At 58.0% G+C, this 24,942-nt stretch carries 21 protein-coding genes; 17 read left to right on the top strand and 4 right to left on the bottom strand.

Going from position 1 to position 24,942, the window contains the following annotated elements:
- The first annotated feature begins 57 nt into the window (after positions 1-57).
- From A6013_RS14280 to adrA, 4 genes are all read left to right on the top strand, one after another.
- Complete coding sequence (locus A6013_RS14280; RefSeq protein WP_028012122.1) at positions 58-1,272, top strand: multidrug efflux MFS transporter; 1,215 nt, start codon at positions 58-60, stop codon at positions 1,270-1,272.
- 210 nt (positions 1,273-1,482) lie between these two features.
- A complete protein-coding gene (iraP, locus tag A6013_RS14275; RefSeq protein WP_028012123.1) occupies positions 1,483-1,743 on the top strand; it encodes an anti-adapter protein IraP in 261 nt (86 codons plus the stop codon).
- A gap of 275 nt (positions 1,744-2,018) precedes the next feature.
- Entirely contained in the window at positions 2,019-2,339 is a 321-nt protein-coding gene (psiF, locus tag A6013_RS14270) for a phosphate starvation-inducible protein PsiF (RefSeq protein WP_041911105.1), read from the top strand.
- A 102-nt stretch (positions 2,340-2,441) separates the two neighbouring features.
- The gene (adrA, locus tag A6013_RS14265; protein WP_047367591.1) at positions 2,442-3,545 is read left to right on the top strand and encodes a diguanylate cyclase AdrA; all 1,104 of its coding nucleotides are present in this window, start codon (positions 2,442-2,444) and stop codon (positions 3,543-3,545) included.
- A gap of 14 nt (positions 3,546-3,559) precedes the next feature.
- On the opposite strand, the gene proC is transcribed toward adrA, so the two are convergent.
- Positions 3,560-4,369, bottom strand: coding sequence for a pyrroline-5-carboxylate reductase (gene proC, locus A6013_RS14260; protein WP_041911103.1), 810 nt, complete (start codon positions 4,367-4,369; stop codon positions 3,560-3,562).
- A gap of 97 nt (positions 4,370-4,466) precedes the next feature.
- On the opposite strand from proC, the gene A6013_RS14255 reads away from it, so the two are divergent.
- The 5 genes from A6013_RS14255 (at position 4,467) to ppnP (ending at position 7,104) form a co-directional block, all read left to right on the top strand.
- Positions 4,467-4,925: a YaiI/YqxD family protein gene (locus A6013_RS14255; protein WP_010428006.1), complete on the top strand. Its 459-nt coding sequence runs from the start codon at positions 4,467-4,469 to the stop codon at positions 4,923-4,925.
- 144 nt (positions 4,926-5,069) lie between these two features.
- Positions 5,070-5,594: a shikimate kinase AroL gene (gene aroL / locus A6013_RS14250; RefSeq protein ID WP_028012127.1), complete on the top strand. Its 525-nt coding sequence runs from the start codon at positions 5,070-5,072 to the stop codon at positions 5,592-5,594.
- Between the two features lie 44 nt (positions 5,595-5,638).
- Entirely contained in the window at positions 5,639-5,830 is a 192-nt protein-coding gene (gene yaiA, locus A6013_RS14245) for a protein YaiA (RefSeq protein WP_003859135.1), read from the top strand.
- Positions 5,831-6,067: 237 nt separating this feature from the next.
- A complete protein-coding gene (locus A6013_RS14240; RefSeq protein ID WP_028012129.1) occupies positions 6,068-6,745 on the top strand; it encodes an AroM family protein in 678 nt (225 codons plus the stop codon).
- 71 nt (positions 6,746-6,816) lie between these two features.
- Positions 6,817-7,104: a pyrimidine/purine nucleoside phosphorylase gene (gene ppnP / locus A6013_RS14235; RefSeq protein ID WP_008503270.1), complete on the top strand. Its 288-nt coding sequence runs from the start codon at positions 6,817-6,819 to the stop codon at positions 7,102-7,104.
- A gap of 46 nt (positions 7,105-7,150) precedes the next feature.
- Here ppnP and rdgC read toward each other — a convergent pair whose 3' ends face one another.
- Positions 7,151-8,065 (bottom strand): recombination-associated protein RdgC, encoded by a 915-nt coding sequence (rdgC, locus tag A6013_RS14230; RefSeq protein ID WP_014882739.1) that lies wholly within the window; start codon positions 8,063-8,065, stop codon positions 7,151-7,153.
- A 123-nt stretch (positions 8,066-8,188) separates the two neighbouring features.
- On the opposite strand from rdgC, the gene mak reads away from it, so the two are divergent.
- Positions 8,189-9,094, top strand: coding sequence for a fructokinase (gene mak, locus A6013_RS14225; RefSeq protein ID WP_045259882.1), 906 nt, complete (start codon positions 8,189-8,191; stop codon positions 9,092-9,094).
- An 80-nt stretch (positions 9,095-9,174) separates the two neighbouring features.
- Here the strand turns inward: mak and sbcC are convergent, their stop codons facing one another.
- Complete coding sequence (sbcC, locus tag A6013_RS14220) at positions 9,175-12,306, bottom strand: exonuclease subunit SbcC (protein ID WP_069733290.1); 3,132 nt, start codon at positions 12,304-12,306, stop codon at positions 9,175-9,177.
- Complete coding sequence (gene sbcD, locus A6013_RS14215) at positions 12,303-13,508, bottom strand: exonuclease subunit SbcD (protein ID WP_069733289.1); 1,206 nt, start codon at positions 13,506-13,508, stop codon at positions 12,303-12,305. The genes sbcC and sbcD overlap by 4 nt, the downstream gene beginning before the upstream one ends.
- A gap of 187 nt (positions 13,509-13,695) precedes the next feature.
- Between sbcD and phoB the strand changes: the two genes are divergently transcribed.
- From phoB to A6013_RS14180, 7 genes are all read left to right on the top strand, one after another.
- A complete protein-coding gene (gene phoB, locus A6013_RS14210) occupies positions 13,696-14,385 on the top strand; it encodes a phosphate response regulator transcription factor PhoB (protein ID WP_008503265.1) in 690 nt (229 codons plus the stop codon).
- A gap of 21 nt (positions 14,386-14,406) precedes the next feature.
- Positions 14,407-15,702: a phosphate regulon sensor histidine kinase PhoR gene (gene phoR / locus A6013_RS14205; RefSeq protein WP_047363942.1), complete on the top strand. Its 1,296-nt coding sequence runs from the start codon at positions 14,407-14,409 to the stop codon at positions 15,700-15,702.
- A gap of 410 nt (positions 15,703-16,112) precedes the next feature.
- Positions 16,113-17,432, top strand: a complete 1,320-nt coding sequence (gene brnQ, locus A6013_RS14200; protein ID WP_028012134.1) for a branched-chain amino acid transporter carrier protein BrnQ — start codon at positions 16,113-16,115, stop codon at positions 17,430-17,432.
- Positions 17,433-17,513: 81 nt separating this feature from the next.
- On the top strand, positions 17,514-18,887 hold the full coding sequence (gene proY, locus A6013_RS14195; protein ID WP_028012135.1) for a proline-specific permease ProY: 1,374 nt from the start codon (positions 17,514-17,516) through the stop codon (positions 18,885-18,887).
- 141 nt (positions 18,888-19,028) lie between these two features.
- On the top strand, positions 19,029-20,846 hold the full coding sequence (malZ, locus tag A6013_RS14190; RefSeq protein WP_069733288.1) for a maltodextrin glucosidase: 1,818 nt from the start codon (positions 19,029-19,031) through the stop codon (positions 20,844-20,846).
- Between the two features lie 85 nt (positions 20,847-20,931).
- Complete coding sequence (locus A6013_RS14185) at positions 20,932-23,553, top strand: DUF2339 domain-containing protein (RefSeq protein WP_069733287.1); 2,622 nt, start codon at positions 20,932-20,934, stop codon at positions 23,551-23,553.
- Complete coding sequence (locus tag A6013_RS14180) at positions 23,550-24,935, top strand: DUF3999 family protein (protein WP_069733286.1); 1,386 nt, start codon at positions 23,550-23,552, stop codon at positions 24,933-24,935. The genes A6013_RS14185 and A6013_RS14180 overlap by 4 nt, the downstream gene beginning before the upstream one ends.
- The last annotated feature ends 7 nt before the right edge of the window (positions 24,936-24,942 follow it).

Raw genomic sequence — 24,942 nt, 5'->3', positions numbered from 1 at the left:
GACGCGTAACTTGCTAATCTGACGGCGAATTCGCCTAAAAATGAAGACTATTTCTGTATGGAATCCTGGAAAGTTAATCTCATCTCGGTCTGGTTCGGCTGCTTCTTCACCGGGCTTGCCATCAGCCAGATCCTGCCGTTCCTGCCGCTGTACGTGTCACAGCTGGGGGTCAGCTCCCACGAAGCGCTGTCCATGTGGTCCGGGCTGACGTTCAGCGTCACGTTTCTGGTCTCCGCCATTGTGTCACCGATGTGGGGCAGCCTGGCGGATCGGAAAGGGCGCAAGCTGATGCTGCTGCGCGCCTCCCTCGGGATGGCGATTGCTATTCTGCTCCAGGCCTTCGCCACCAACGTCTGGCAGCTGTTTTTCCTGCGGGCGGTGATGGGGCTGACGTCCGGGTATATTCCCAACGCCATGGCGCTGGTTGCCTCTCAAGTGCCGCGCGAGCGCAGCGGCTGGGCGCTGAGTACGCTCTCCACCGCCCAGATCAGCGGCGTTATCGGCGGCCCGCTGCTGGGAGGCTTTCTGGCTGACCATGTCGGTCTGCGCGCGGTATTCATCATCACCGCAATCCTGCTGGTGATCAGCTTTCTGGTTACGCTCTTTCTTATCAAAGAGGGGGGCCGCCCCGTTATCAGTAAATCTGAGCGCCTGAGCGGCAAGGCCGTCTTCGCCTCACTGCCATACCCGGGACTCGTAATTAGCCTGTTTGTCACCACCATGGTGATCCAGCTCTGCAACGGTTCGGTCGGCCCGATTCTGGCGCTGTTTATTAAGTCGATGGAGCCGGACAGCAACAATATCGCCTTTCTCAGCGGCATGATTGCCGCCGTGCCGGGCGTCTCCGCGCTGATCTCTGCCCCGCGTCTGGGAAAACTGGGCGACAGGATCGGCACGGCGCGCATCCTGATGGCGACGCTGATTTTTGCGGTGGTGCTCTTTTTCGCCATGTCGTTTGTTACCTCTCCGCTTCAGCTGGGCGTGCTGCGGTTTTTACTCGGCTTTGCGGATGGCGCTATGTTGCCCGCCGTACAGACATTGCTGGTCAAATATTCCAGCGACCAGGTCACGGGGCGTATTTTTGGCTATAACCAGTCGTTTATGTATTTAGGCAACGTCGCCGGTCCGCTTATTGGTGCGTCCGTTTCTGCAATGGCGGGTTTTCGCTGGGTATTTGCCGCGACGGCGATTGTCGTTTTAATCAATATTATCCAGCTGGCTATTGCCCTGCGTCGCCGCAGGCAATTAGCGGAGGCGAAATCTGCGAAATAACCTTTTCGCAGATGTATTATATATTCTTATGGTAGCCGCATTTTTATATAACAAAATGCGGCGTTTTTTTATAGAAAAACGTTTCGCTGAAAAGATCGCTGCGCTAATTTGGCGGCAATGTCACTTTTGCATAAGATAATACTTTTCTCCGCTTTGCATATTTCATTCCTGGTGTTAATTTCAGAGGAAATCCCATAAGGAAATAGCACGATGAAAAATCTCATTGCTGAGTTGCTGGTTAAGCTTGCACAAAAGGAAGAGGAGTCGAAAGAGCTGGTCGCCCAGGTCGAAGCGCTGGAAATAGTTGTCACCGCGCTGCTGCGGCAGATGGCAACATCGGATCAGCAGGCGTTAATTGAAAGTATTGAAGGAGCGCTGGATAAGGCGCGGCCCGATACGCAGGTTCCGCCAGAGGATGCCGAGTTGCTGCAGCAATACGTAAAGAAGCTGTTGAGGCATCCGCGCAGTTAAGCCGTTACTGACATGTCATAGGATTGTCATGCAGGATGCCTGGAGTCGCTCTGTTTTATTTTTGTATTTGTACATGAAGAAAATAAATTGAAACAGAGCGCGCTTTTTAGCGCGTTACATTCCCTGTTAATTACCCCTGCCATTTATGCTGATACCGTCAATTCCTGCGTGCTGGAACTGAAATGATAAATTCCCGGCCGAAATCACATCTGCCGGGTGGTTTTTTTCCTGTCACGAACCAGACTTACAGGGAATGTTCACAAAAGGATGGTGCAATGAAAACAACATTACTGGTTACTCTGCTCTCCGGCCTGTTCCTTATCTCCTCGGCGAACGCGGAAGAAAAAACATTAACGCCGCAACAGCAACGCATGACCACCTGTAATCAACAGGCGACGTCCCAGAGTCTTAAGGGGGATGCACGTAAAACCTACATGAGCGACTGCCTGAAAAACGGCGCCGCGAAACCCGGCGAAAAAAGCCTGACGCCGCAGCAGCAAAAAATGCGCGAGTGTAATGCGAAAGCAACCGAACAGTCCCTCAAGGGCGACGATCGCAGCAAGTTCATGAGTGCCTGCCTGAAGAAAAAAGTGTAGTTCTAACGGGTGAGCGGCTCCGGCGGCTCACCCGAAATTTCATACTTTCCCCGCAGACCCCCTCTCTATAATTTGGGAAAATGTTTCAGAATATTCCCAAAAATGATGAATGATGACATTTATTACTACAAAAAGCGCATTCGGGAAGAGTGGAGTTTAACCCTTTCTCAGGATGACCCTCACCGTACCGGCATCCAGTTTGCCAGGCGAGCCCGGCTGGCGCGCGTTGTCGGGCTGGCGGCGATGTTTGTCCCGGTGGCGGAAATTCTGGTCAGCCATTTTTTACCCGGCGGCTGGTGGTTGTTGCTGGTGGGGTGGGCATTCATCTGGCCGCACTTTGCCTGGCAGTTATCCTGCCGCGCCGCTTCACCTCATCAGCAGGAAATTTTTAACCTCAAGATGGATGCCGTTATAGCCGGGGTCTGGATCGGCGTGATGGGGATGTATGTATTACCCACTGCGGCGCTGGTGATGATGGTGGGGATGAATATGATGGGCTCTGGCGGCTGCCGCCTTTTTATCGCGGGGATCGTGCTCACCCTGCTTACTGCGCTGCTTACGTTACCGCTTGCTGGCAGAGCGCAGCCCTTTAATCCGGGGGCGCTGGAGTGGGGCTTAACGCTTCCTGTCCTTATGCTTTATCCCATGCTGTTTGCCTGGCTTAGCCATCGAACGGCCGTCAGGCTGGCGGAACATAAGCGGCGGCTGGAAATGATGAGCACCCGTGACGGGATGACCGGGGTCTTTAACCGCCGACATTGGGAAATGCTGCTGCGCAATGAATTTGAGCACTGTCGCCGGAGCCACTGCACCGCCACGATATTGCTGATTGATATCGACCACTTTAAAAACATCAACGATACCTGGGGGCACGACGCAGGCGACAAGGCCATCGTGGCCATTACCCGCCAGCTTCAGATGTCGGTACGGTCAGGCGATGCGATAGGCCGGTTTGGCGGGGATGAGTTCGCGGTGATTATGTCCCAGACGGCCGCTGAAAGCGCCATCGCCGTCATGTCGCGGGTTCACGCGCGGCTGGAAACGCTGTCGTTACCGTGCGCGCCGAAGGAGCCTCTGCGCATCAGCGTGGGCGTGGCCCCCTGGGGGCCGCAGTTTGTACACTATCGGGAATGGCTGAAGGCGGCAGATGTGGCGCTGTATAAGGCGAAAAATGCCGGGCGCGGCCGCACCGAAGTGGCCGCCTGACGCCCGGCCAGACATCAGGATTTACTCAGCTTCTCTGACTTTTCCATGCATTTTGCCATCGCTTCGATAACCGCAGAACGGAACCCGCGTTCTTCCAGCACACGCACCGCTTCGATGGTGGTACCGGCCGGGGAGCAGACCATATCCTTCAGTTCACCCGGGTGTTTACCGGTCTCCAGCACCATTTTGGCGGAGCCCATCACTGCCTGCGCGGCGAATTTATACGCCTGCGCGCGCGGCATACCGCCAAGCACCGCGGCGTCCGCCATCGCTTCTAAAAACATGAAAACGTACGCGGGGGCTGAACCGCTCACGCCGACCACCGGATGGATCATGGATTCTGCAATCACTTCCGCCTCGCCGAAGCAGCGGAAAATGTTTAGCACGTCCGCCACCTCTTCTGAAGTCACCAGCGCGTTAGGGGTGACGGAGGTCATACCGGCGTTGACCAGTGAGGGGGTATTCGGCATCGCGCGGACGATTTTACGATCGTGGCCCAGCGCGCGCGCCAGCTGATCGAGCGTCACGCCTGCGGCAATCGACACGACCAGCGTCTCTTTATTCAGGCTGGAGGTGATGTCGCTTAACACTTTGATCATGATGTTCGGCTTAACGGCACCAAAGACGATATCGGCAACCTGGGCAACCTCCTGCGCGCTTTCGGCGGCGTTGATCCCGTATTGATCGCGCAACGCGGCGACGTTATCCGGTGACGGGGTATAAACCCAAATCTGACCCGGCAGAACCTGCCCGCTGGCGATCAGGCCGCCCAGGATGGCTTTGCCCATGTTACCGCAGCCGATAAACCCGATTTTCTTGTCCATCATGATTCTCCGTCATTATGCGTTGTTTTCTCTGATTGATAGCTTAACAACGAAATGCAGGCGACAATAGTCGGCAGAGTCATTATGGGGAGACAACATGGCGATTTGGGTTGATGCGGACGCGTGTCCAAATGTGATTAAAGAGATTTTATTCCGCGCCGCCGAGCGCGTTCAGATGCCGCTGACGCTGGTGGCGAACCAGAATATTCGCGTCCCGCCTTCGCGGTTCATCCGCTCCCTCCGCGTGCCGGCCGGGTTCGACGTGGCGGATAATGAAATTGTTCGTCTGTGCAGCGCGGAAGATCTGGTCATCACCGCCGATATTCCGCTGGCGGCGGAAGTGCTGGAGAAAGGGGCGGCGGCGCTCAATCCGCGCGGCGAGCGTTATTCGCCTTCAACCATCCGGGAAAAACTCACTATGCGCGATTTTATGGATACGATGCGGGCCAGCGGCGTGCAGACCGGTGGACCGGACAGCCTGTCCCAGCGCGATCGCCAGCAGTTTGCTGCCGAACTGGATAAATGGCTGCTGGAAGTGAAGCGCCGTACGGCGTAATGATAATTATTGTCAATATGTGGTACAGTGTGGCCTCCACAGGGTTGTCATCCCGTACCGCTTTGCAGTAAAGTATTCGACACATCTTCTGCAATTATTTCTTTACACTCTTTAGCCATTCGGCATCAAGGGGAACACCTGGCTATGACCCAACCCATCTTTTTAGTTGGCCCCCGCGGCTGTGGGAAAACCACCGTTGGCGTGGAACTGGCACGCGCATGTCATCGTCAGTTTGTTGATACCGACCACTGGCTGCAGACCGAGGCCGGCAAAACCATCGCAGACATCGTGGAGCAAGAGGGATGGGAAAGCTTTCGCGCCCGCGAAACGGCCGCGCTGAAAGCGGTCACCACGCCGTCAGCCGTCATTGCGACGGGAGGCGGTATTGTTCTGGCCGAATGTAATCGTCACTTTATGCGCGAAAAAGGCATTGTGATCTATCTCTGCGCGCCGGTGGCGGCTCTGGTAGGGCGACTTGAAGCATTTCCTGAAGAGGGACAACGCCCGGCGCTGACGTCACGACCGCTCAGCGAAGAGGTGAGCGAAGTGCTGGCCGAGCGTGATGCCCTCTACCGTGAAGCGGCACACCATGTCGTGGATGCCTCTGCGGCCCCGGAAGATGTGGTAATTCAGATTATTACCGCCCTGCGTCTGGCGTGTGCCAGCTAACCGCCGTCTATACTGATAGCTCAGACATAAAAAAAGGATGAGCTATGCCAACCAGACCTCCCTATCCGCGCGAAGCACGTATTGTTACCGTTGAAAAAGGCAATGGCGACCAGACCGTCACCTGGTACCAGCTGCGTGCCGATCACCCCAAACCGGACTCGCTGATCAGTGAACATGAGACTGAACAGGAAGCGCTGGATGCCAAGCGGCGCTACGAAGATCCCGAAAAGTCGTGAATGTTTTCCTAAACGCTCCAATACCGTGCCTGAATCACACTTTTTACTCATCGCAAATGTTAAGCAGGAGTTAATATTTAGTTATTACAGGTAGCTCCGTTACCGGCAGGCGATCTTTACATTTCGGGGCAGAGATCGCCTGCTACGCTTGGTGCTGTTTTGTTGAAAAAACGAACTGTACAGCGTAGAGAGCCTGTACCTGTGTTTACGTTTTTGTAGTGATGGAAGGCGAAGAAGATGAAGGCAACGTTGGCGATCCTCACCATTGGTGTGGTCCCTGTAAGCGAAGTGTTACCGCTCTTAACCGAGCATGTATCTGAACAACAGATCACGCATCTCAGCCTGCTGGGTAAGATGAGCCGGGAAGAGGTCATGGAAGACTACGCTGTAGAGGCGGGGGAGGATCCCCTGGCGACGTTATTAAGCGACGGTAAACTGGCGCATGTTTCTCGGCAGAAAATTGAGCGTTCGCTGCAGGCAGTAATAGAAGTACTCGATAATCAGCAATATGACGTTATTTTGCTGATGAGCACCGCCCCCATTAAGGGGCTCATCGCGCGCAATGCGATTTTGCTTGAGCCGATGCGCATTATTCCTCCGCTGGTAGCCTCCATTGTTGACGGGCATCAGGTGGGGGTCATTGTGCCCATCGAGGAGCTTATGGACAACCAGGAAGCAAAGTGGCACGTGCTCGAAAAAACGCCCCTGTATGCGCTGGCAAACCCCTTCTGGGACAGCGAGGCTAAACTCATTGCTGCCGGGAAGGAGCTGCTGGAGAGAGGGGCGGATGTATTGATTCTGGACTGTCTTGGTTTTCACCAGCATCACCGGGATTTACTGCAAAAGGCGCTGGACGTGCCGGTGCTGTTATCCAACGTTCTGATGGCTCGCCTGGCCTCAGAACTTCTGACGTAATGATTTTGCGTGACAGGTGATGAGCATGGCCCCTATAGTGAATTTTTATCTCTGAATATAAGGGCCAGTCCATGCTTCAAAGTAACGAATACTTTTCCGGTAAAGTGAAATCCATCGGTTTTACCAGCAGCAGCACTGGCCGCGCCAGTGTGGGCGTTATGGCTGAAGGGGAATACACCTTTGGCACGGCGGAAGCGGAAGAGATGACGGTGGTCAGCGGCGCGCTGAACGTCTTACTGCCGGGTGAAACGGAATGGAAAGTTTACGCTGCCGGGCAAGTTTTCAACGTCCCTGGCCACAGCGAATTTCATTTGCAGGTCGCTGAACCGACCTCTTATCTGTGCCGCTACCTGAAATAATCTTCTTTCCTCTCCCCTTTGGGGAGAGGATCAGGGTGAGGGGAAATTATCTCTGCGCTTCGCCGCCGAGACCTTCCACCAGATTCTGAATTAACGCGGCCAGTTCGCCGGTCATCAGGATAAAGTCCGCGTCAAAGCGCTGGGCGTAATCTTCCCGGTCGATATCTTCGTTTTGATCGCGCAACTCGTCGCAGAACTTCAGACGCTTCACGGAACCGTCGTCGCACATCACGAACTGAATGCGCTGCTGCCAGTCGAGCGCCAGTTTGGTGACCACTTTGCCCGCTTCAATGTGTACGGCGATCTCGTCGCTCACCAGATCCTGCTTTTTCGCGCGGATCACGCCGCCATCTTCCAGCAGGGCTTTCAGCTCGGCTTCGTCCAGAATCTGGAAACCTTGCGCCGCGGTACCGCTGCGAACCCACTCGGTCAGGGTCAGCTCAATCGGCGTTTCCAGCGCCAGCGGTACGACCGGTAAAGAGCCGATGCTTTTACGCAGCAGGGCCAGCGTATCTTCCGCTTTTTTGGCGCTGGCGCAGTCCACCATGATCAGCCCGTTAACGGTATCGATCCACATCATCGTCTGGCTGAAGCGGCTGAAGGCGCGCGGCAGCAGAGAGTGCAGTACTTCATCTTTCAGCGAATCTTTTTCGGTTTTTTTCAGCTTGCGGCCCTGCTCGGCTTCCAGCTTGAAAATTTTTGCTTCAAGCGCCTGCTTAACTACCGGCGTGGGCAGAATTTTCTCTTCTTTGCGGGCGCAGACGATGATTTGACCCGTGCTGCTGGCGTGGGTCAGTGCATCGCTTTGTGAACCCATTGGCGGAACCCAACCGGTTTTCGCCATATCCTGGCTACCGCAAGGGGAAAAGCTATAAGCGGCTAACTGTTTTTCCATCTCTTCTGCGCGCAGCGAAACGTCGCGGCTGAGACGGTAAACCATCAAATTTTTGAACCACAGCATGATAATTTCCACGGCCTTGTCGTTAAATCAGCGGGCATGATAACGAATTGTCGCATCGCTTGCATTGCTAATCGGGAAGCGTCCTTCTACTCTGTTGATAATCAAAATAATGAGGAGAGTCTTGTGCGTATTGGGATTGATTTGGGCGGCACCAAAACAGAAGTCATCGCATTAAGCGAGCAGGGGGAACAGCTGTTCCGCCACCGTCTGCCGACGCCGCGCGATGATTATCACCAGACGATCGAGACGATTGCCCGGCTGGTTGATATGGCCGAGCAGGCGACGGGCGAGAGGGGCACGGTCGGGATGGGGATCCCCGGCTCCATTTCGCCTTATACGGGTGTGGTGAAAAATGCCAACTCCACCTGGCTCAACGGTCAGCCGTTTGATAAGGATTTGAGCCAGCGTCTGAACCGGGAAGTGCGTCTGGCGAATGACGCTAACTGCCTGGCGGTCTCTGAGGCCGTTGATGGTGCAGCCGCAGGAGCGCAGACCGTGTTTGCGGTGATTATCGGTACCGGCTGCGGCGCGGGCGTGGCCTTTGGCGGACGTTCACATATCGGCGGCAACGGCACGGCGGGTGAGTGGGGGCACAACCCGCTGCCGTGGATGGATGAAGACGAGCTTAAATACCGCGCCGAGGTGCCGTGCTACTGCGGCAAGCAGGGCTGTATCGAGACGTTTATTTCCGGCACCGGTTTTGCAACCGACTACCACCGCCTGAGCGGCCAGCCGCTCAAGGGGAACGAGATTATGCGTTTGGTGGAAGAACAGGATCCGGTGGCCGAACTGGCGCTTAGCCGCTACGAAATGCGTCTGGCGAAATCGCTGGCGCACGTAGTGAACATTCTCGATCCGGACGTGATTGTGCTCGGCGGTGGCATGAGCAACGTTGACCGGCTGTACGCCACGGTACCAAATCTGGTGAAACAGTGGGTCTTCGGCGGCGAGTGCGAAACCCCGATCCGCAAAGCCGTCCACGGCGATTCCAGTGGCGTGCGCGGCGCGGCGTGGTTATGGCCGGAGTAAACGCAAAACGGCAACTTGCGTTGCCGTTTTTGATGTTTAGAGGGCCAGGGAGAGGGCACCAGACCGAATCGACCCAACACTCACCCCACCGCAAACTCCCTGTCCAGCCTGCTATACCCCAGTCCGTTGATCTTCTTCACCTTGATCTGCACCGGAATGCGCTCTTTCATCGCCTCGACGTGGCTAATCACCCCGATGGTTTTCCCGGTGGCGTTCAGCGCGTCGAGCGCATCCAGCGCGGTATCCAGCGTTTCACTGTCGAGCGTGCCGAATCCCTCATCCAGGAACAGGGAATCAATCCGCGTTTTGTGACTGACCAGGTCAGAAAGCGCTAACGCCAGCGCAAGGCTGACCAGGAAGCTCTCGCCGCCGGAGAGCGTGCGCGTATCGCGCACCGCATCGGCCTGCCAGGTGTCGACCACTTCCAGCTCCAGCGCCTCGCTGGCCTTACGCTGTAGGAGATAACGGCCGTGCAGGCGGTTAAGCTGCTGGTTTGCGAGCCAGACCAGGTTATCCAGCGTCAGCCCCTGAGCGAACTTGCGGAACTTGTCGCCGGTGCTGGAGCCGATCAGCGCGTTGAGATAGCCCCAGTCGTCGGCCTGGCGCGCGGCCTCTTCAATTTGCAGCATTAACGCCTGCTGATGCTGGCGGTTATCGCTGTCCTGCTTAAGCTGCTGGCGGATCTCGCCCTGATGCGTGGTGTTCTCACGAAGCCGTTGCGCCAGCTGCTGCAGCTGGCTTTGCAGGGTAGACACATCCGCGTCAAGTTCTTCCGGGCGCAGCGCAAGGTGCGCCTGCAGCTGCTGATTAGCCTGGCCGGAAAGGGCCGCGGCCTGCTGTATCTGGTTTTCCAGCGACTGTTTCAGCTGTTCGAGGCGGCGAATAGCATCGTCATCCAGCAGCGCGGCAAGGAATGCATCCCGATCGGCAAAACAGCTTGCGGAGAGCGCCGCGGTGAACTGCGTCTGCGATTGCTGCAGGCGCTCGCGCTCCAGCGCCTCCTGCTGCTGCAGGGCGGCGAGCTGGCTTTGCAGCGACACGCATTCATTGTGGATGTCGCGCCAGTCATCAGGAATGGCCGGTTCAGCCTCTTCACCGTGTGTTGCCGGAAGCGTGTCGAGCAGCGGCTTCAGCGCGCTCACGCGTTCCTGAAGCACGCCGTGCTGCGTTTGCTTCTCCTGCCAGTGGGCAAATTCCGCTTCGCGGGCGTGCAGCCAGTCGGCTTCATTGCCCTCTTCGGGAACGCTAAGCGAGAGCGCGAGCAGAGTATGTTCCAGCGCCTGGCGGGTTGCGGTGCGCTGCTGCTGATACTGGCGTTCCTGCGCTTCCTGCTCGTTCAGCTGGTTTTGCAGGGTCAGACGCTGGCTGAGCTGATAAAGCTGGCGCTCGTAGTGTTCCTGCTCGTTCATCCATGGCGCGATATCCTCCTGAATATTCAAAGCGATATTCAAAGACGCGCACGCCTCCAGCCACGCTTTGGTGAGCGCTTGCTCTTCCTGAGAAAGCGTCTGCGCTTCGTCTGTCTCACGCTGGATCTGTTGAGCCAGGGCATTAACCTGTCCCAGTACCAGCAGGCCTTCCTCTTTAAGCGCGGCGACCTCTTTTTCGAGCGCATCACGGCGACGCTGGTTATCCGTCAGCTCAAGCGACCGGTAGGTCTCCACGGCAGGATGCTCGTGGGAGCCGCACAGCGGGCAGGGTTTGCCTGCCTCAAGCTGTGAGCGATAGCTTTCCAGATTTTTAATCGTCGCTTCGCGTTCGCACAGGGCTTTCAGGTCCAGATAGTGCTGGTGTTTCTCTTTGTACTGCTGGCGGCGCAGCGCCAGGGTTTCATTGAGCTTGCTCTGCTCCGCCTGGGCTTTCTGCACGCTTTCACCGTTCTGGCTCAGGCGCTTTTGCAGCGGCTGATAGCGGGCATGCAGCGACGTCAGCTGCTGGCGCAGCGTACGGGACCGGGACTGCTGCTCCATGGCCGCGCTGACTTCATCCGCCGTCAGCGTCAGCGTATTTTCCGGCATCTCAGCCAGCTTTTTACGTAGCTCAGTTATCCGCGCAGCAAGCGCGACGAGCTGACTTTTGTCACGGTTTAGCTGTGAGAACTGGGCGCGCCAGCCGGCAATTTCCTGGCCCAGCAGGCGATAACGCTCATTCTCCGCCAGCCACTGTCCCAGCGCCGTCAGTTCGGCCTGTAGCCGCTCATGGGTACGCAGGGCGGTATTGCGGATCCGCGCGCGCAGTGCGGTTTTGGTCTGTAAGCGAGTATTTACTTCGTTAATTCGCTGCTGGGTTTGCGTCAGACGTGCGGTTTGCTCCTGCTGATGCTCCCAGAGCGGACGAAGCTGGGCGGCGGGCTGGGCAAGCTGGAGTTTTGCCAGTTCCGGCGCCGCGTTCGCCTGCGCCTGTTGCGCCTGCTGCTGCAGGGCGGTAACGCGCTGCTGCTCCCGCACGAGCTCGTCATGACGCGTAAGCCACTGAAAATCTTTCTGTTGGCTTTGCTGCTGGGCCAGCAGGGTTTTCTCTTCGTCAGTAAGTGCCTGCAAACTTTGCTGCAACTGCTGCTGTTGTTCTTCGTTGAGCAGCACGACACCCGCCGCCTGCGCCTCGCATTTTTCCAGCGCGCTGCGGGCGGCTTTGTGTTTCTCAAACACCATCGCGGAAATCTGGCCGTAGATTTCGGTGCCGGTGAGTTCTTCCAGCAGTTCTGCGCGGTCGGCCGGTTTGGCATTCAGGAAGGCGGCAAATTGCCCCTGCGAGAGCAGCATTGAACGGGTAAAACGGCCGTAGTCCAGCCCGGTGAGCGCCGCGGTTTGCTCCAGTTTATCCGACACCTTATCGGCCAGAATCTTGCCATCCTCGCAGCGGGCCAGCTCCACGCGCGGTGCCTGCAAGTTCCCGTCCGGCTGGTTGCGCGCCCGGTTCTGGCTCCAGAATGCGCGATAGGCAACGCCTTTCACCTCAAATTCCACTTCCGCCAGGCACTCGGCGGTATCGCGCGTCATCAGATCGTTTTGCGCCTGAGAGACCTTATTCAGGCGCGGGGTTTCGTGGTAGAGCGCCAGGCAGATGGCATCGAGCAGGGTGGTTTTACCCGCGCCGGTTGCGCCAGTGATGGCAAACAGGCCGTTGCTGGCAAAAGGCTCCGCAGTGAAGTCAATTTTCCACTCGCCCTTGAGGGAGTTGAGATTTTTCAGGCGCAGGCTCAGAATTTTCATGCGTTTTCTTCCTCGTCATTGAGGGCGTGCAGAGTATGGCTGAACAGCTCGTTGAGCCTGACGCGCTTCGCATCATCGATCTCTTCCTGCGACAGTCGGCGCTCGAACACCTCTTCTACGCGCAGTTCGCTAAGCGTTTCGCGCTGGGCGCCGAGCAGAATTTTCTCGCGCTGCTCGCGGCTGCGGCGCACCAGCAGCACCTCAACCGGCAACTCTTCGGTCAGCGCCTGAATTTTCCGCTGCATATCGTGCAGGTAGTCATCGGTGGTGATTTCAATATCCAGCCAGACGGGCGGGTTAAGCTCAGTGCCGCGCCACTGCTCAAGCTGGGCGGTGATGGCAGCCAGATCGCCCTTCAGCACCGCCAGCGGCTGGGTGACCGGCACTTCCAGCGTCTCGACGGCGCTGAGTTTGCCCTCATCAAAGCTCACCAGATGCACGGATTTGGCTTTTCCGGTTTCATCGAAGCTGAGCGAAATAGGGGAGCCACAGTAGCGGATATGCTCGCAGCCGCCGATGACCTGGGCGCGGTGAATGTGCCCGAGCGCGATGTAGTCCGCGGGCGGGAAGTTTTGCGCCGGAAAGGCGTCCAGCGTACCGATATAGATCTCGCGGACCGCGTCACTTTTGCTGGCCCCGACGGTAGTGAGGTGCCCGGTGGCAATGACCGGAATGGCCTGTTCACCGCGCAGGGCACAGGCTTCCGCGTGCTGCTGGTGATAGTAGTCGGTGATGGCCTGCAATAAATGCTGCTGCTTTTCCGCGCCCGACAGTCCCGCCTGGCTTTGCACGATGTCGCGCGGACGTAAAAAGGGAATCGGACACAGTACCGCGCCCGGCGACCCGTCGCGTTTTTTCAGGATCTGCGGCGCGTGCCCGGCGCTGGCGACCACGGTGGTATTGAGAAACGCCAGGATGTCGCGGGATTCATTGAGCGTGGCGACGGAGTCATGGTTACCGGCGACAATCACCAGATGACAGCCGGTCTGCTGCAGGTTCACCACGAAGCGGTTATACAGTTCACGCGCATAGCTCGGCGGCGAACCGGTATCAAAGATGTCACCCGCCACAATAATGGCATCCACCTCGTGCGCCTGGGCCGTTTCCAGAAGCCAGTTCAGGAACGCTTCATGTTCAGCCGCACGGCTTTTGCTGTAAAAATTTTGACCCAGATGCCAGTCCGAGGTGTGAAGTATGCGCATAGGAGATCCGTGGCGAAAAACGATGCGGGCGATTATAAACTGTCAGGGAGAGGAAAATAACCGCTGTAATAAAACAACAGTTTGCCATTTATAGTGGTACTGTTTTTCATAAATCTGTCATAAATCTGACGCATAATGGCGCCGCATTACAAACTTGTAACTTAAATAAGATAAGACAGGGCAAAGTATGGCGAGACGTATTCTGGTCGTAGAAGATGAAGCTCCAATTCGTGAAATGGTGTGCTTCGTGCTCGAACAAAATGGCTTCCAGCCGGTTGAAGCGGAAGATTATGACAGCGCGGTGAACCAGCTGAATGAACCCTGGCCCGATCTGATTCTGCTTGACTGGATGTTGCCCGGCGGCTCCGGACTGCAGTTTATCAAACATCTGAAGCGTGAAGCGCTGACCCGCGACATCCCGGTGGTGATGCTCACGGCGCGCGGAGAGGAAGAGGATCGCGTGCGCGGTCTGGAGACCGGCGCGGACGATTACATTACCAAGCCTTTCTCCCCGAAAGAGCTGGTTGCCCGCATTAAAGCCGTCATGCGCCGTATTTCCCCGATGGCGGTCGAAGAGGTGATCGAGATGCAGGGCCTCAGCCTTGACCCAACGTCACACCGCGTGATGACCGGCGAAAATCCCCTCGACATGGGGCCTACCGAATTTAAACTCCTGCACTTCTTTATGACCCATCCGGAACGCGTTTACAGCCGCGAGCAGTTGCTGAATAACGTCTGGGGAACTAACGTGTATGTCGAAGACCGGACGGTTGACGTACATATCCGCCGCCTGCGAAAAGCGCTGGAACTGAGCGGCCACGATCGCATGGTACAGACGGTCCGCGGTACGGGTTATCGTTTCTCGACCCGTTTCTGAATAATGACAGGAGTGTGACGCGTGCTGGAACGTCTGTCATGGAAAAGGCTCGTCTTTGAACTGATCTTATGCTGTATTCCGGCCCTTCTTCTGGGGGCCTTACTTGGGCATCTGCCGTGGTTTCTGCTGGCGGCGGTCACCGGGCTGTTAGCCTGGCATTTCTGGAACCTGCTGCGTCTCTCCTGGTGGCTGTGGGTGGACCGCAGTATGACCCCGCCGCCGGGAAGCGGCAGCTGGGAGCCGCTGCTGTACGGCCTGCACCAGATGCAGATGCGTAATAAAAAGCGTCGCCGCGAGCTGGGAAGCCTGATCAAACGCTTTCGCAGCGGTGCAGAGTCGCTGCCGGATGCGGTGATCCTGACGACAGAAGAAGGAACTATTTTCTGGTGTAACGGGCTTGCGCAACAGCTGCTGGGCCTGCGCTGGCCGGACGACAATGGTCAGAACATCCTCAACCTTCTGCGTTATCCCGAGTTCACGCTGTATCTGAAAAAGCGTGATTTCACCCGTCCACACAATCTGAAGCTGAATAACGGTCGCCATCTGGAAATCCGCGTGATGCCCTACAGCGATCGCCAGTGGCTGATGGTGGCGCGCGACGTCACCCAGATGCACCAGCTGGAAGGGGCGCGTCGTAACTTCTTCGCCAACGTCAGCCACGAACTACGCACCCCGTTGACCGTGCTGCAGGGCTACCTGGAGATGATGCAGGAGCAAACCCTGGAAGGCGCGCCGCGTGAAAAAGCGCTGCATACGATGCGCGAGCAAACGCACCGTATGGAAGGGCTGGTGAAGCAGCTGCTGACGCTGTCAAAGATTGAAGCGGCGCCTTCTCTTGCGCTGAATGACACCATTGATGTGCCAATGATGCTGCGCGTCGTCGAGCGTGAAGCGCAGACGTTAAGCCATAAAAAACATCAGCTGACCTTTGACGTCGACAACACGCTGAAGGTGCTGGGCAGCGAGGATGAACTGCGTAGCGCTATCTCCAACCTGGTGTACAACGCGGTAAACCATACGCCGGAAGGAACGGATATCGTGGTGCGCTGGCAGCATACGCCGGCAGGCGCCGAGTTTAGCGTTGAGGATAACGGGCCGGGGATCGCCCCGGAGCATATTCCGCGCCTGACCGAGCGCTTCTACCGGGTGGATAAAGCGCGATCGCGGCAGACGGGGGGGAGCGGCCTGGGGCTGGCGATTGTGAAACACGCGGTGAATCACCATGAAAGCCGTCTTGATATCCAGAGTACCCTGGGTAAGGGAACCCGCTTTAGTTTCGTTATCCCGGAACGATTAATTGCCAAAAAGAGCGCCTGACGGCAGGCGTGTCATTTTACCTTTCCACGGGTCAGCCATCGCTGGCCCGTTTGCTTTGCAGTCAAGCGAAACGCGTGTGAATTTTATACGGTTGGCTGTTTTTTGTTCGCATGATTAGCCATGGGTTTTTCCTATAATTAGCGCATTGTTCTGGTGCGCGTTTTCATACTGGCATATTGTTCTGGTTTTGCGATCCCTCCTTGCCTTTAAACGTTATAAGCGTTTAAATTGCCCCCCAGATACTGTCAGACCGACTGTATTTGCGTGGTAAATCGAAAAACTATTCTTCTCCACGCCAGGACGGGAGCATTTCCCGCTGAAATTGAGCAAATTTTCGGCTGTATCGTCCCGTCAGGGAAATCGAAAAATCTCAACGTTTTCAACACCACATCCACAGGCAGTAAGGTTTTATGACCCATCACTTAAAATCGCGTGACATTATCGCGCTGGGCTTTATGACATTTGCGCTGTTCGTTGGCGCAGGCAACATCATTTTCCCTCCAATGGTTGGCTTACAGGCGGGTGAACACGTCTGGACCGCCGCGTTCGGTTTCCTGATTACTGCCGTGGGCCTGCCGGTACTGACCGTTATCGCACTGGCGAAAGTCGGTGGCGGCGTGGATAGCCTTAGCACCCCGATTGGCAAAGTGGCTGGCGTTCTGCTGGCTACCGTCTGCTATCTGGCCGTTGGTCCGCTGTTTGCCACCCCGCGTACCGCGACTGTTTCCTTCGAAGTGGGCATCGCCCCGCTGACCGGCGACGGCGCGATGCCGCTGTTCATCTACAGCCTGATTTATTTCGCCATCGTGATTCTGGTTTCCCTCTATCCGGGCAAGCTGCTGGACACGGTAGGTAACTTCCTGGCGCCGCTGAAAATTGTAGCGCTGATCGTGCTGGCCGTGGCGGCCATCATCTGGCCAGCCGGCCCGATTAGCGACGCGATGGATGCCTATAAAAACGCCGCGTTCTCTAACGGCTTTGTGAACGGCTACCTGACGATGGATACGCTGGGCGCGATGGTGTTTGGTATCGTTATCGTTAACGCCGCGCGTTCCCGCGGCGTGACCGAAGCGCGTTTGCTGACCCGTTATACCATCTGGGCTGGCCTGATGGCCGGTGTGGGCCTGACGCTGCTGTATCTGGCGCTGTTCCGCCTGGGCTCTGACAGCGCGATGCTGGTTGATCAGAACGCGAACGGTGCGGCTATCCTGCACGCTTACGTTCAGCACACCTTCGGTGGGGCGGGCAGCATGCTGCTGGCGGCGCTGATCTTCCTGGCGTGTCTGGTAACAGCGGTTGGCCTGACCTGCGCCTGCGCAGAGTTCTTTGCGCAGTATCTGCCGCTCTCTTACCGTACCCTGGTGTTTATTCTCGGTATCTTCTCCATGGCGGTGTCTAACCTCGGTCTGAGCCACCTGATTCAGGTCTCTATTCCGGTGCTGACGGCAATCTATCCGCCGTGCATCGTGCTGGTTGTGCTGAGCTTCACCCGTCCGTGGTGGCATAACTCCTCACGAATTATTGCGCCAGCCATGTTTATCAGCCTGATTTTTGGTATCCTTGACGGGATTAAAGCATCAGCGTTCGCTGAAATTCTGCCAGCCTGGACACAGCGTCTGCCGCTGTCCGAGCAGGGCCTGGCCTGGCTGATGCCTACCGTTGTTGCACTGGTTCTGGCGGTTATCTGGGACCGTGCTGCAGGGCGTCAGGTCACATCGAACGCTCATTAATCAACGGCAACAAACTGTTTAACCACGGGGCTTAAGGCCCCGTGGTTTTTTGTTTTTTTCGTGTTGAATGGCAAGATTTAAATGGAAAGCACTAACAAACTTAAACGTGGATTGAGCACGCGCCACATCCGCTTTATGGCGCTGGGCTCTGCTATCGGCACCGGTCTTTTTTATGGCTCGGCAGATGCCATCAAAATGGCCGGTCCAAGCGTGCTGCTGGCGTACATCATCGGCGGTGTGGCGGCGTATATCATCATGCGCGCCCTCGGCGAAATGTCGGTTCACAACCCGTCTGCCAGCTCCTTCTCCCGCTACGCGCAGGAAAACCTCGGCCCGCTGGCCGGGTTTATCACCGGCTGGACCTACTGCTTCGAAATTTTGATTGTGGCGATTGCCGACGTAACCGCATTCGGCATCTACATGGGCGTCTGGTTCCCGGCGGTGCCGCACTGGATCTGGGTGCTGAGCGTGGTGTTGCTCATTTGCGCCGTCAATCTGATGAGCGTGAAGGTGTTCGGCGAGCTGGAGTTCTGGTTCTCCTTCTTCAAGGTCGCGACCATCATCATCATGATTGTGGCGGGTTTCGGGATCATCATCTGGGGGATTGGCAACGGCGGCCAGCCGACCGGCATCCATAACCTCTGGAGCAACGGCGGCTTCTTCAGCAACGGCTGGCTCGGGATGGTGATGTCGCTACAGATGGTAATGTTCGCCTACGGCGGCATCGAGATTATCGGCATCACCGCCGGGGAAGCGAAAGATCCGGAGAAATCCATTCCGCGCGCCATCAACTCGGTGCCGATGCGTATTCTGGTGTTCTACGTGGGTACGCTGTTCGTGATTATGTCCATCTACCCGTGGAACCAGGTAGGCACTAACGGTAGCCCGTTTGTCCTGACCTTCCAGCATATGGGCATTGCCTTTGCTGCCAGCATTCTGAACTTTGTGGTGCTGACCGCGTCGCTTTCGGCCATCAACAGTGACGTCTTTGGCGTGGGCCGCATGCTGCACGGCATGGCGGAGCAGGGCAGCGCGCCGAAGGTGTTCGCCAAAACTTCACGCCGCGGCACGCCGTGGGTGACGGTGGTGGTGATGACCGTAGCGCTGCTGTTCTCGGTTTACCTGAACTACATCATGCCGGAGAACGTCTTCCTGGTGATTGCGTCCCTGGCGACCTTCGCGACCGTGTGGGTGTGGATCATGATCCTGCTGTCGCAGATTGCCTTCCGCCGCCGTCTGTCGCCGGATGAGGCGAAAGCGCTGAAGTTTAAGGTGCCGGGCGGGGTGGCGACGACCGTGGTCGGGCTGATCTTCCTGGTGTTTATCATTGGCCTGATTGGCTACCATCCGGATACCCGCATTTCCCTGTACGTGGGCTGTGCGTGGATCGTTCTGCTGCTGATCGGCTGGGTGTTTAAGTGCCGCCGTGACCGTCAATTGGCAGAAGCACAGTAATATTTTTATCCCCCCTCCCTCCCGGGAGAGGGGATTTTTGCCTCCTCCCCCGTCCTCCTCCCCCAATAAATCTCGTCATGGTGAGCTATCCTTAACCACCCTGTGGCAAGGTGACGTCAATTTCATCAGAGGGGATTCGTGATGTTAAACGCCTGGCACCTTCCGGTTGCCCCATTTGTTAAGCAAAACAAAGACAACCTTGTGATTACGCTCTGGCTGGCGGGGGAAAATCAGCCGGAACGCGTGACGCTCCGCGCCGAAATTGATAACGAAGAGACCGGGCTGAAAATGCACAAGCTGCGCAGCCAGCCGCAGCCGGGGATTACGGCGTGGCGGGCGAATATCGATTTGCGCAGCGGGCAGCCGCGCCGTCGCTATAGCTTTAAGCTTTTGTGGAACAACCGCCAGCTGTGGTTTACCCCGCAGGGGTTTAGCCGTTTCCCACCGGCCCGGCTGGAGCAATTCGCCGTCGATTACCCGGATAACGGCCCGCAGTGGGTTAACGATCAGGTCTTTTATCAGATTTTCCCGGACCGCTTTGCGCGCAGCGAAAAACGCACCGCCGGCCAGGACAAGGTCTATTACCATCATGCCGCGGGTCACGACATCATCCTGAAAAAATGGGATGAACCGGTGACGGCGCAGGCGGGCGGCTCGACGTTCTACGGCGGCGATCTCGACGGCATCAGCGAAAAGCTGCCGTACCTGAAAAAACTCGGCGTGACGGCGCTGTACCTCAACCCGGTGTTTAAAGCCCCGAGCGTACACAAATACGATACCGAAGATTATCGCCACGTTGACGAGCAGTTTGGCGGTGACGAGGCGCTGCTGCGCCTGCGTAAGAACACCCAAAAAGAAGGCATGCGCCTCATTCTGGACGGTGTCTTCAACCACAGCGGCGATTCGCACGCGTGGTTTGACCGGCATAACCAGTCGATGGGGGGAGCATGCCATAACCCGGATTCGCCGCAGCGCGACTGGTACAGCTTTAGCGAGGAGGGCCGCGCGCTGGACTGGCTGGGCTACGCGAGCCTGCCGAAGCTGGACTTCCAGTCGCCGTCACTGGTGAACGAGATTTACGGCGGGGAAGACAGCATCGTGCGTCACTGGCTGAAGGCGCCGTGGAATATGGACGGCTGGCGTCTGGACGTGGTGCATATGCTCGGTGAAGCGGGCGGGGCGCGAAATAACCTTCAGCACGTGGCCGGGATCGCGCGTTCGGCGAAAGCGGCTCAGCCGGAGGCGTTTGTCTTTGGCGAACACTTTGGCGACGCGCGCCAGTGGCTGCAAAACGATGCCGAAGATGCGGCGATGAACTATCGCGGCTTTACCTTCCCGCTGTGGGGATTCCTGGCTAACACCGATATCTCCTACGATCCGAACCATATCGACGCCGAAACCTGCGCCGCGTGGATGGATAACTATCGCGCTGGCCTGTCGCATCAGCAGCAGCTGCGGATGTTTAACCAGCTCGATAGCCACGATACCGCGCGCTTTAAATCCCTGCTCGGCAAGGATGTGGCGCGTCTGCCGCTGGCGGTCACCTGGCTCTTCACCTGGCCGGGCGTACCGTGCATTTACTACGGAGACGAAGTGGGGCTGGACGGCAACAACGATCCGTTCTGCCGCAAAACCTTCCCGTGGGAGGCAGAGAAACAGGATAAGGTGCTGTTCAGCCTGTATCAGCGGCTGGCGAAGCTGCGCAAACAGAGTCTCGCCCTGCGCTACGGCGGCTGTCAGGTGGCGTACGCCCACGATAATGTGGTGGTCTTTGTCCGCGTCTATAATCAGCAGCGCGTACTGGTGGCGATTAACCGGGGCGAGGCCTGCGAAGTAGTGCTGGATGATTCGCCGCTGCTTAAGGTGGCGACGTGGACGAACAAAGAGGGCAAGGCAACGATACAGGATGGCGTGCTCGCGCTGCCTGCGGTATCCGCGACGGTCTGGCTCGGCAGCTAATGCGCTAAAGTTTCCCCTTTTAAGATGGCGCAAATGCAACGATTTGTGTCAATCTTAACGGATCGTTTACGGTGAAGGTGGAAACATGGACGAGCTTTACATCCTTGGCTGTTTATTCCTGGTTTTTGCGCTGCTGGTTGCGCCCGTGCTTGCGGTTATCGGGTTTAATCGAAGCACGGCGGCGCAGCAGGAGATCGCCCGGCTACGCCAGCGCATTGAGGTGCTTGAGCAGCGCGGCGCAGCTCAGGTAGCGCCGGAGACAGAACAGGTGCAAGCGGTCACTCCGGCTGTCGTGGCCGCACCGGTGGCTGAGGACGCGCCCGCGCCTGTCGATCCCTGGCGTCCCGACATTCCTGCAGCCGAGGCAAAACCCGCTCCGGCCCCTGCGCCTGCGGCTAAACAGCCTTCTGCCTTTGGCGGCATTGTGACGTCGCTGACGCGCTGGTTTATGCAGGGTAATCCCCTGGCGAAGCTTGGCATTCTGCTGCTCTTCCTCGGCCTCTCTTTCCTGCTGCGCTATACCGTTGAACACTCCCTGTTCCCGCTTGAGCTACGCCTGGTGGCGACGGCGCTGTTTGCCATCGTGCTGCTGGCGGTTGGGTGGCGGCTGCGGCACAAGCAGCCGATCTACGCGCTTATCTTACAGGGCGGGGCGACGGGCATTCTCTACCTGACGGTCTTTGGCGCCTTCCGGCTCTGGCAGATGCTGCCGATGACGCTGGCCTTTGCGCTACTGGTGGTGATTTGCGCCGCGAGCGTTGGGCTGGCCGTGCTGCAGAAAGCGCTGAGCCTTGCCATGCTGGCGAGCCTCGGCGGGTATCTTGCGCCGCTACTACTATCTACCGGGGGCGGCAGCTTTGTGGCGCTGTTTTCCTTCTATCTCCTGCTTTCCATCGGCATTCTCGCCATCAGCATCTGGCAGCACTGGCGCGAGCTCAACCTGCTCGGGCTGCTCTTTACCTTTGGCGTGGGCGGCCTGTGGGGGCTAAGTGAGTACCAGCCTGAAGACTATTGGATCTGCCAGCTGTTCCTGATTGCCAATACGCTGATATTCGGCGTGCTGAGCGTGGCGCTGTCGCTGCGGGCGCAGGAGAAAGGAAAGCAGATTATTGACGGCGTGCTGCTGTTTGCTCCGCCGCTGATAGGCTTTGGGATGCAGTACGGTTTGACCCGGCACTGGGAATATGGTCCGGCCCTGAGCGCTTTGGGATACGGCGCATTTTATCTGGCCCTCGCTTTCCTTGCGCTGCGCCGCTATCCGTCCATCGGGCGACCGCTGGTGATGGCGGCGCTGGCGATCGGCGGCGGGTTTGCCACGCTTGCGATTCCGCTCGCGCTCTCCGCGCGGTGGACGGCGATGGCCTGGGCGCTGGAGGGGCTGGGCATCCTCTGGCTGGGCGTGCAGCAGCACCAGCGGCGCATGAGCTATAGCGGGACGGCGCTGCTGGTGCTGGCGCTCGGCAGCGCGCTGTGGGCGCAGATGAACGGCGTTACTCCGCTGAGCCTGCTGCTTATCTTCGCCATCCTCAGCCTTTGCTGGCTGGCTGCGGCCTGGCTGTGGCGGAACCTCTTTCTGCCGGTTAGCTGGGCGCTGCTGGCAGGCGGGCTGCTGTTCTGGCTCGTGGCGCTATTTGGCGCGTCGCGGCTGGTGTTGAAGCAGGAACTGCCTGTTCTGGCAGGCGTGCTGGCGCTGACGGCGGCGTCGGTCTGGGGCTGGCGTCAGGCTGCCGCTCGTCTGGCGTGGCGGGAGCTGGATGCCAGCAAATGGCTGCTGTGGCCGCTGATGCTGGTGATGGTGGGCTATCAGCTCTCGCACCAGCAGATGTTTGCCGCCGGCTGGTCAAATCTGGCCTGGGGTATTGCGCTTCCCGCCGCGCTGATGCTGCTGCGGCGCGACGGCGCCCGTTTAGCGCCGCGCATCTCTATGGGGCTGCATCTGGCGCTGTTCTGGATGATATTACTGGCGCTGGCGGCGGAGCTTTACTGGTTTGCCCGGTCGCTGCCGTGGGGCATGGCGGCCTGGGGCAGCGGGCTGGCGATGGCCGCAGGCGGCGGGGTGATTATGGCGCTCTCTGCGGCGGTGCGCCGTCGCGGGTGGCCGTTCCGGGAGTGGCCCGCGCTCTACGCGTGCATAGCACCGATCCCCGTGCTCGCGGCGCTGCTGGTATTGCTGGTGGTGACCAATTTCCAGGACGGCGTGGTTTATCGTCAGACCTGGCTGCCGCTGGTGAACCCGCTTGAAGAAGGCGCGGCGTTCGCGCTGCTGGGGCTGGTGGTCTTTTACCGGGCGGTGGATCGCTACTACCCGACGCAGCTCTTGCAGGCCCGTCCGTGGCCTGCCGTCGCGATTATGGCGTTTGGCTTCTGGTGGCTTAACGGTGCGCTGATGCGCGCCCTGGCCTGGTACGGCGACGTGGCCTGGAATATGGCGTCGCTGTGGGATTCGCGGCTGATCCAGACCACGTTTGCCCTGTTCTGGATGCTGAGCGCGCTGGTTATCATGGTCCACGCCACCCGTAGAGCTTCCCGTCAGGAGTGGCTTGGCGGTGCCGCGCTGCTGGGCGTGGTGATGGTTAAACTGATGCTGGTGGACAGCGCGGGTGGAGGCGGTCTGTCGCGTGCGGTGGCGTTTATCGGCGTGGCAATACTGGTGCTGATCGTGGGGTATTTCTCGCCGTTACCGCCCAAAACAGGAGATGAAAAATGAAATGGATGAAAGCGGTAGCTTGTACCGCTCTGCTGGCGCTTGCAGGCCCGGCGTTCTGCGACGAGGTACAAACGGAATCGCCCCGGGACTATGCCTTTGGCCGCTCGCTGGATACGTCTGCTCCTTCCCAGTGGTATCGGGTGACGCTGCCGCTCGCCGTCTATACGCAGAGCACGTCGCCGGATCTGCATGACGTTCGCGTCTTTAACCAGTCGGGCGAGCCGGTTCCTTTCAGCCTGGTCACCGCGACGCGTCCGCAGGTGGCAGCGCAATCCACGGCGCTGCGCCTCTTTCCTCTGGACGCCTCACCGCTTGCGCCTGCGCGTGGGGATGAGGGCAGCGATAAGATCCTGCTCCGTTCCGGAAACGGCGTAGAGATTGTGCTGGAGGGGCAAAAAGCCGCCGCAGCCGGGCAGCATTATCTGCTGACCCTGCCGGAGCAGGCTACGGGTGAGATTGCCCTGTCCCAGCTGCAGCTGCTCTGGAATACCCCGCAGGCGCCGTGGCAGGGAACGGCGTCGATCTACTACAGCGAGGATCTTAAGCGCTGGTATACCCTGCGCGAGGATATGCCGCTGCTGGACGTGATGAGCGGGCAGGATCGTCTTAAGCTCGATGGGATCGATACCGATATCGTTTTGTCTCCCGATACGAATCGCTATCTCCTGGTTGTGCTGAATGCTCAGAGCCAGGGGGTGACCTTAACCGGCGTTAACGCGATTAGCGCTCCTGCGCGGGCGACGCCGGACGCGATCGCTCTTGAGGGGATAGGGGAGCAGCTATCGACAAGCGAAGCGCAGTGGCACTGGGCGCAGCCGCAGCCGCTGAGTGCTATCAGCATTGTACTGAATGGCGACGGCGTCCTTCCCGTGGAGATAGCGTGGCGGAGTACGGAAAAAGACACATGGCACCCCCTGAAAAAAGAGGTGCTTTACCGTCTGGAGGGCAAAACGTCTTCACCGGTTTCGCTTAGCGGAGGCCTGGTGCAGGCGGTGAAAATCACGACGCTGAATGCGCGCCTGCCGGAATACCTGCCGGGCGTCACCGGGCATCGTGACCGCTATGATCTGGTGTTCAACGCGCAGGGAAAAGCGCCATACGTGCTTGCCTGGGGTAATGGCGCTGCAAAGCCTGCCAGCGTGGAGCCTGACATGCTGATCCCAGCCGATCTGCGCAAAACCTATGATATGGAGCACCTGCCGCAGGCCGACATTCTGGATGATGTCGCGTTAGGCGGCGAGGGGCGTCTGACCGCTACTTCTGCGTCCGAGCGGGAGAGCCGGATGAACGCGCTGCTGGTGTGGGGCGTGCTAATTGCGGGCGTAATTCTGCTGGCGGGAATGGCCTGGCGCATCTGGCGAGAGACGCAGCGTAAGGCATAAAAAAAGG

The sequence above is a fragment of the Enterobacter sp. IF2SW-B1 genome (assembly GCF_001743375.1).
In the GTDB taxonomy this organism is placed as follows: domain Bacteria; phylum Pseudomonadota; class Gammaproteobacteria; order Enterobacterales; family Enterobacteriaceae; genus Enterobacter; species Enterobacter bugandensis.
Note: the sequence above shows the minus strand (reverse complement) of the source record. Positions and strands in the feature narration are given on the sequence as shown.

Bases quoted from the DNA above. Each gene is read 5' to 3' on its own strand.
- malZ (WP_069733288.1), top strand. From the start codon at position 19,029: ATGTTAAACGCCTGGCACCTTCCGGTTGCCCCATTTGTTAAGCAAAAC.
- proY (WP_028012135.1), top strand. From the start codon at position 17,514: ATGGAAAGCACTAACAAACTTAAACGTGGATTGAGCACGCGCCACATC.
- brnQ (WP_028012134.1), top strand. From the start codon at position 16,113: ATGACCCATCACTTAAAATCGCGTGACATTATCGCGCTGGGCTTTATG.
- ppnP (WP_008503270.1), top strand. From the start codon at position 6,817: ATGCTTCAAAGTAACGAATACTTTTCCGGTAAAGTGAAATCCATCGGT.
- sbcC (WP_069733290.1), bottom strand. From the start codon at position 12,306: ATGAAAATTCTGAGCCTGCGCCTGAAAAATCTCAACTCCCTCAAGGGC.
- proC (WP_041911103.1), bottom strand. From the start codon at position 4,369: ATGGACAAGAAAATCGGGTTTATCGGCTGCGGTAACATGGGCAAAGCC.
- sbcD (WP_069733289.1), bottom strand. From the start codon at position 13,508: ATGCGCATACTTCACACCTCGGACTGGCATCTGGGTCAAAATTTTTAC.
- rdgC (WP_014882739.1), bottom strand. From the start codon at position 8,065: ATGCTGTGGTTCAAAAATTTGATGGTTTACCGTCTCAGCCGCGACGTT.
- A6013_RS14240 (WP_028012129.1), top strand. From the start codon at position 6,068: ATGAAGGCAACGTTGGCGATCCTCACCATTGGTGTGGTCCCTGTAAGC.
- A6013_RS14185 (WP_069733287.1), top strand. From the start codon at position 20,932: ATGGACGAGCTTTACATCCTTGGCTGTTTATTCCTGGTTTTTGCGCTG.
- aroL (WP_028012127.1), top strand. From the start codon at position 5,070: ATGACCCAACCCATCTTTTTAGTTGGCCCCCGCGGCTGTGGGAAAACC.
- iraP (WP_028012123.1), top strand. From the start codon at position 1,483: ATGAAAAATCTCATTGCTGAGTTGCTGGTTAAGCTTGCACAAAAGGAA.
- phoB (WP_008503265.1), top strand. From the start codon at position 13,696: ATGGCGAGACGTATTCTGGTCGTAGAAGATGAAGCTCCAATTCGTGAA.
- adrA (WP_047367591.1), top strand. From the start codon at position 2,442: ATGATGAATGATGACATTTATTACTACAAAAAGCGCATTCGGGAAGAG.
- yaiA (WP_003859135.1), top strand. From the start codon at position 5,639: ATGCCAACCAGACCTCCCTATCCGCGCGAAGCACGTATTGTTACCGTT.
- psiF (WP_041911105.1), top strand. From the start codon at position 2,019: ATGAAAACAACATTACTGGTTACTCTGCTCTCCGGCCTGTTCCTTATC.
- A6013_RS14280 (WP_028012122.1), top strand. From the start codon at position 58: ATGGAATCCTGGAAAGTTAATCTCATCTCGGTCTGGTTCGGCTGCTTC.
- A6013_RS14255 (WP_010428006.1), top strand. From the start codon at position 4,467: ATGGCGATTTGGGTTGATGCGGACGCGTGTCCAAATGTGATTAAAGAG.
- A6013_RS14180 (WP_069733286.1), top strand. From the start codon at position 23,550: ATGAAATGGATGAAAGCGGTAGCTTGTACCGCTCTGCTGGCGCTTGCA.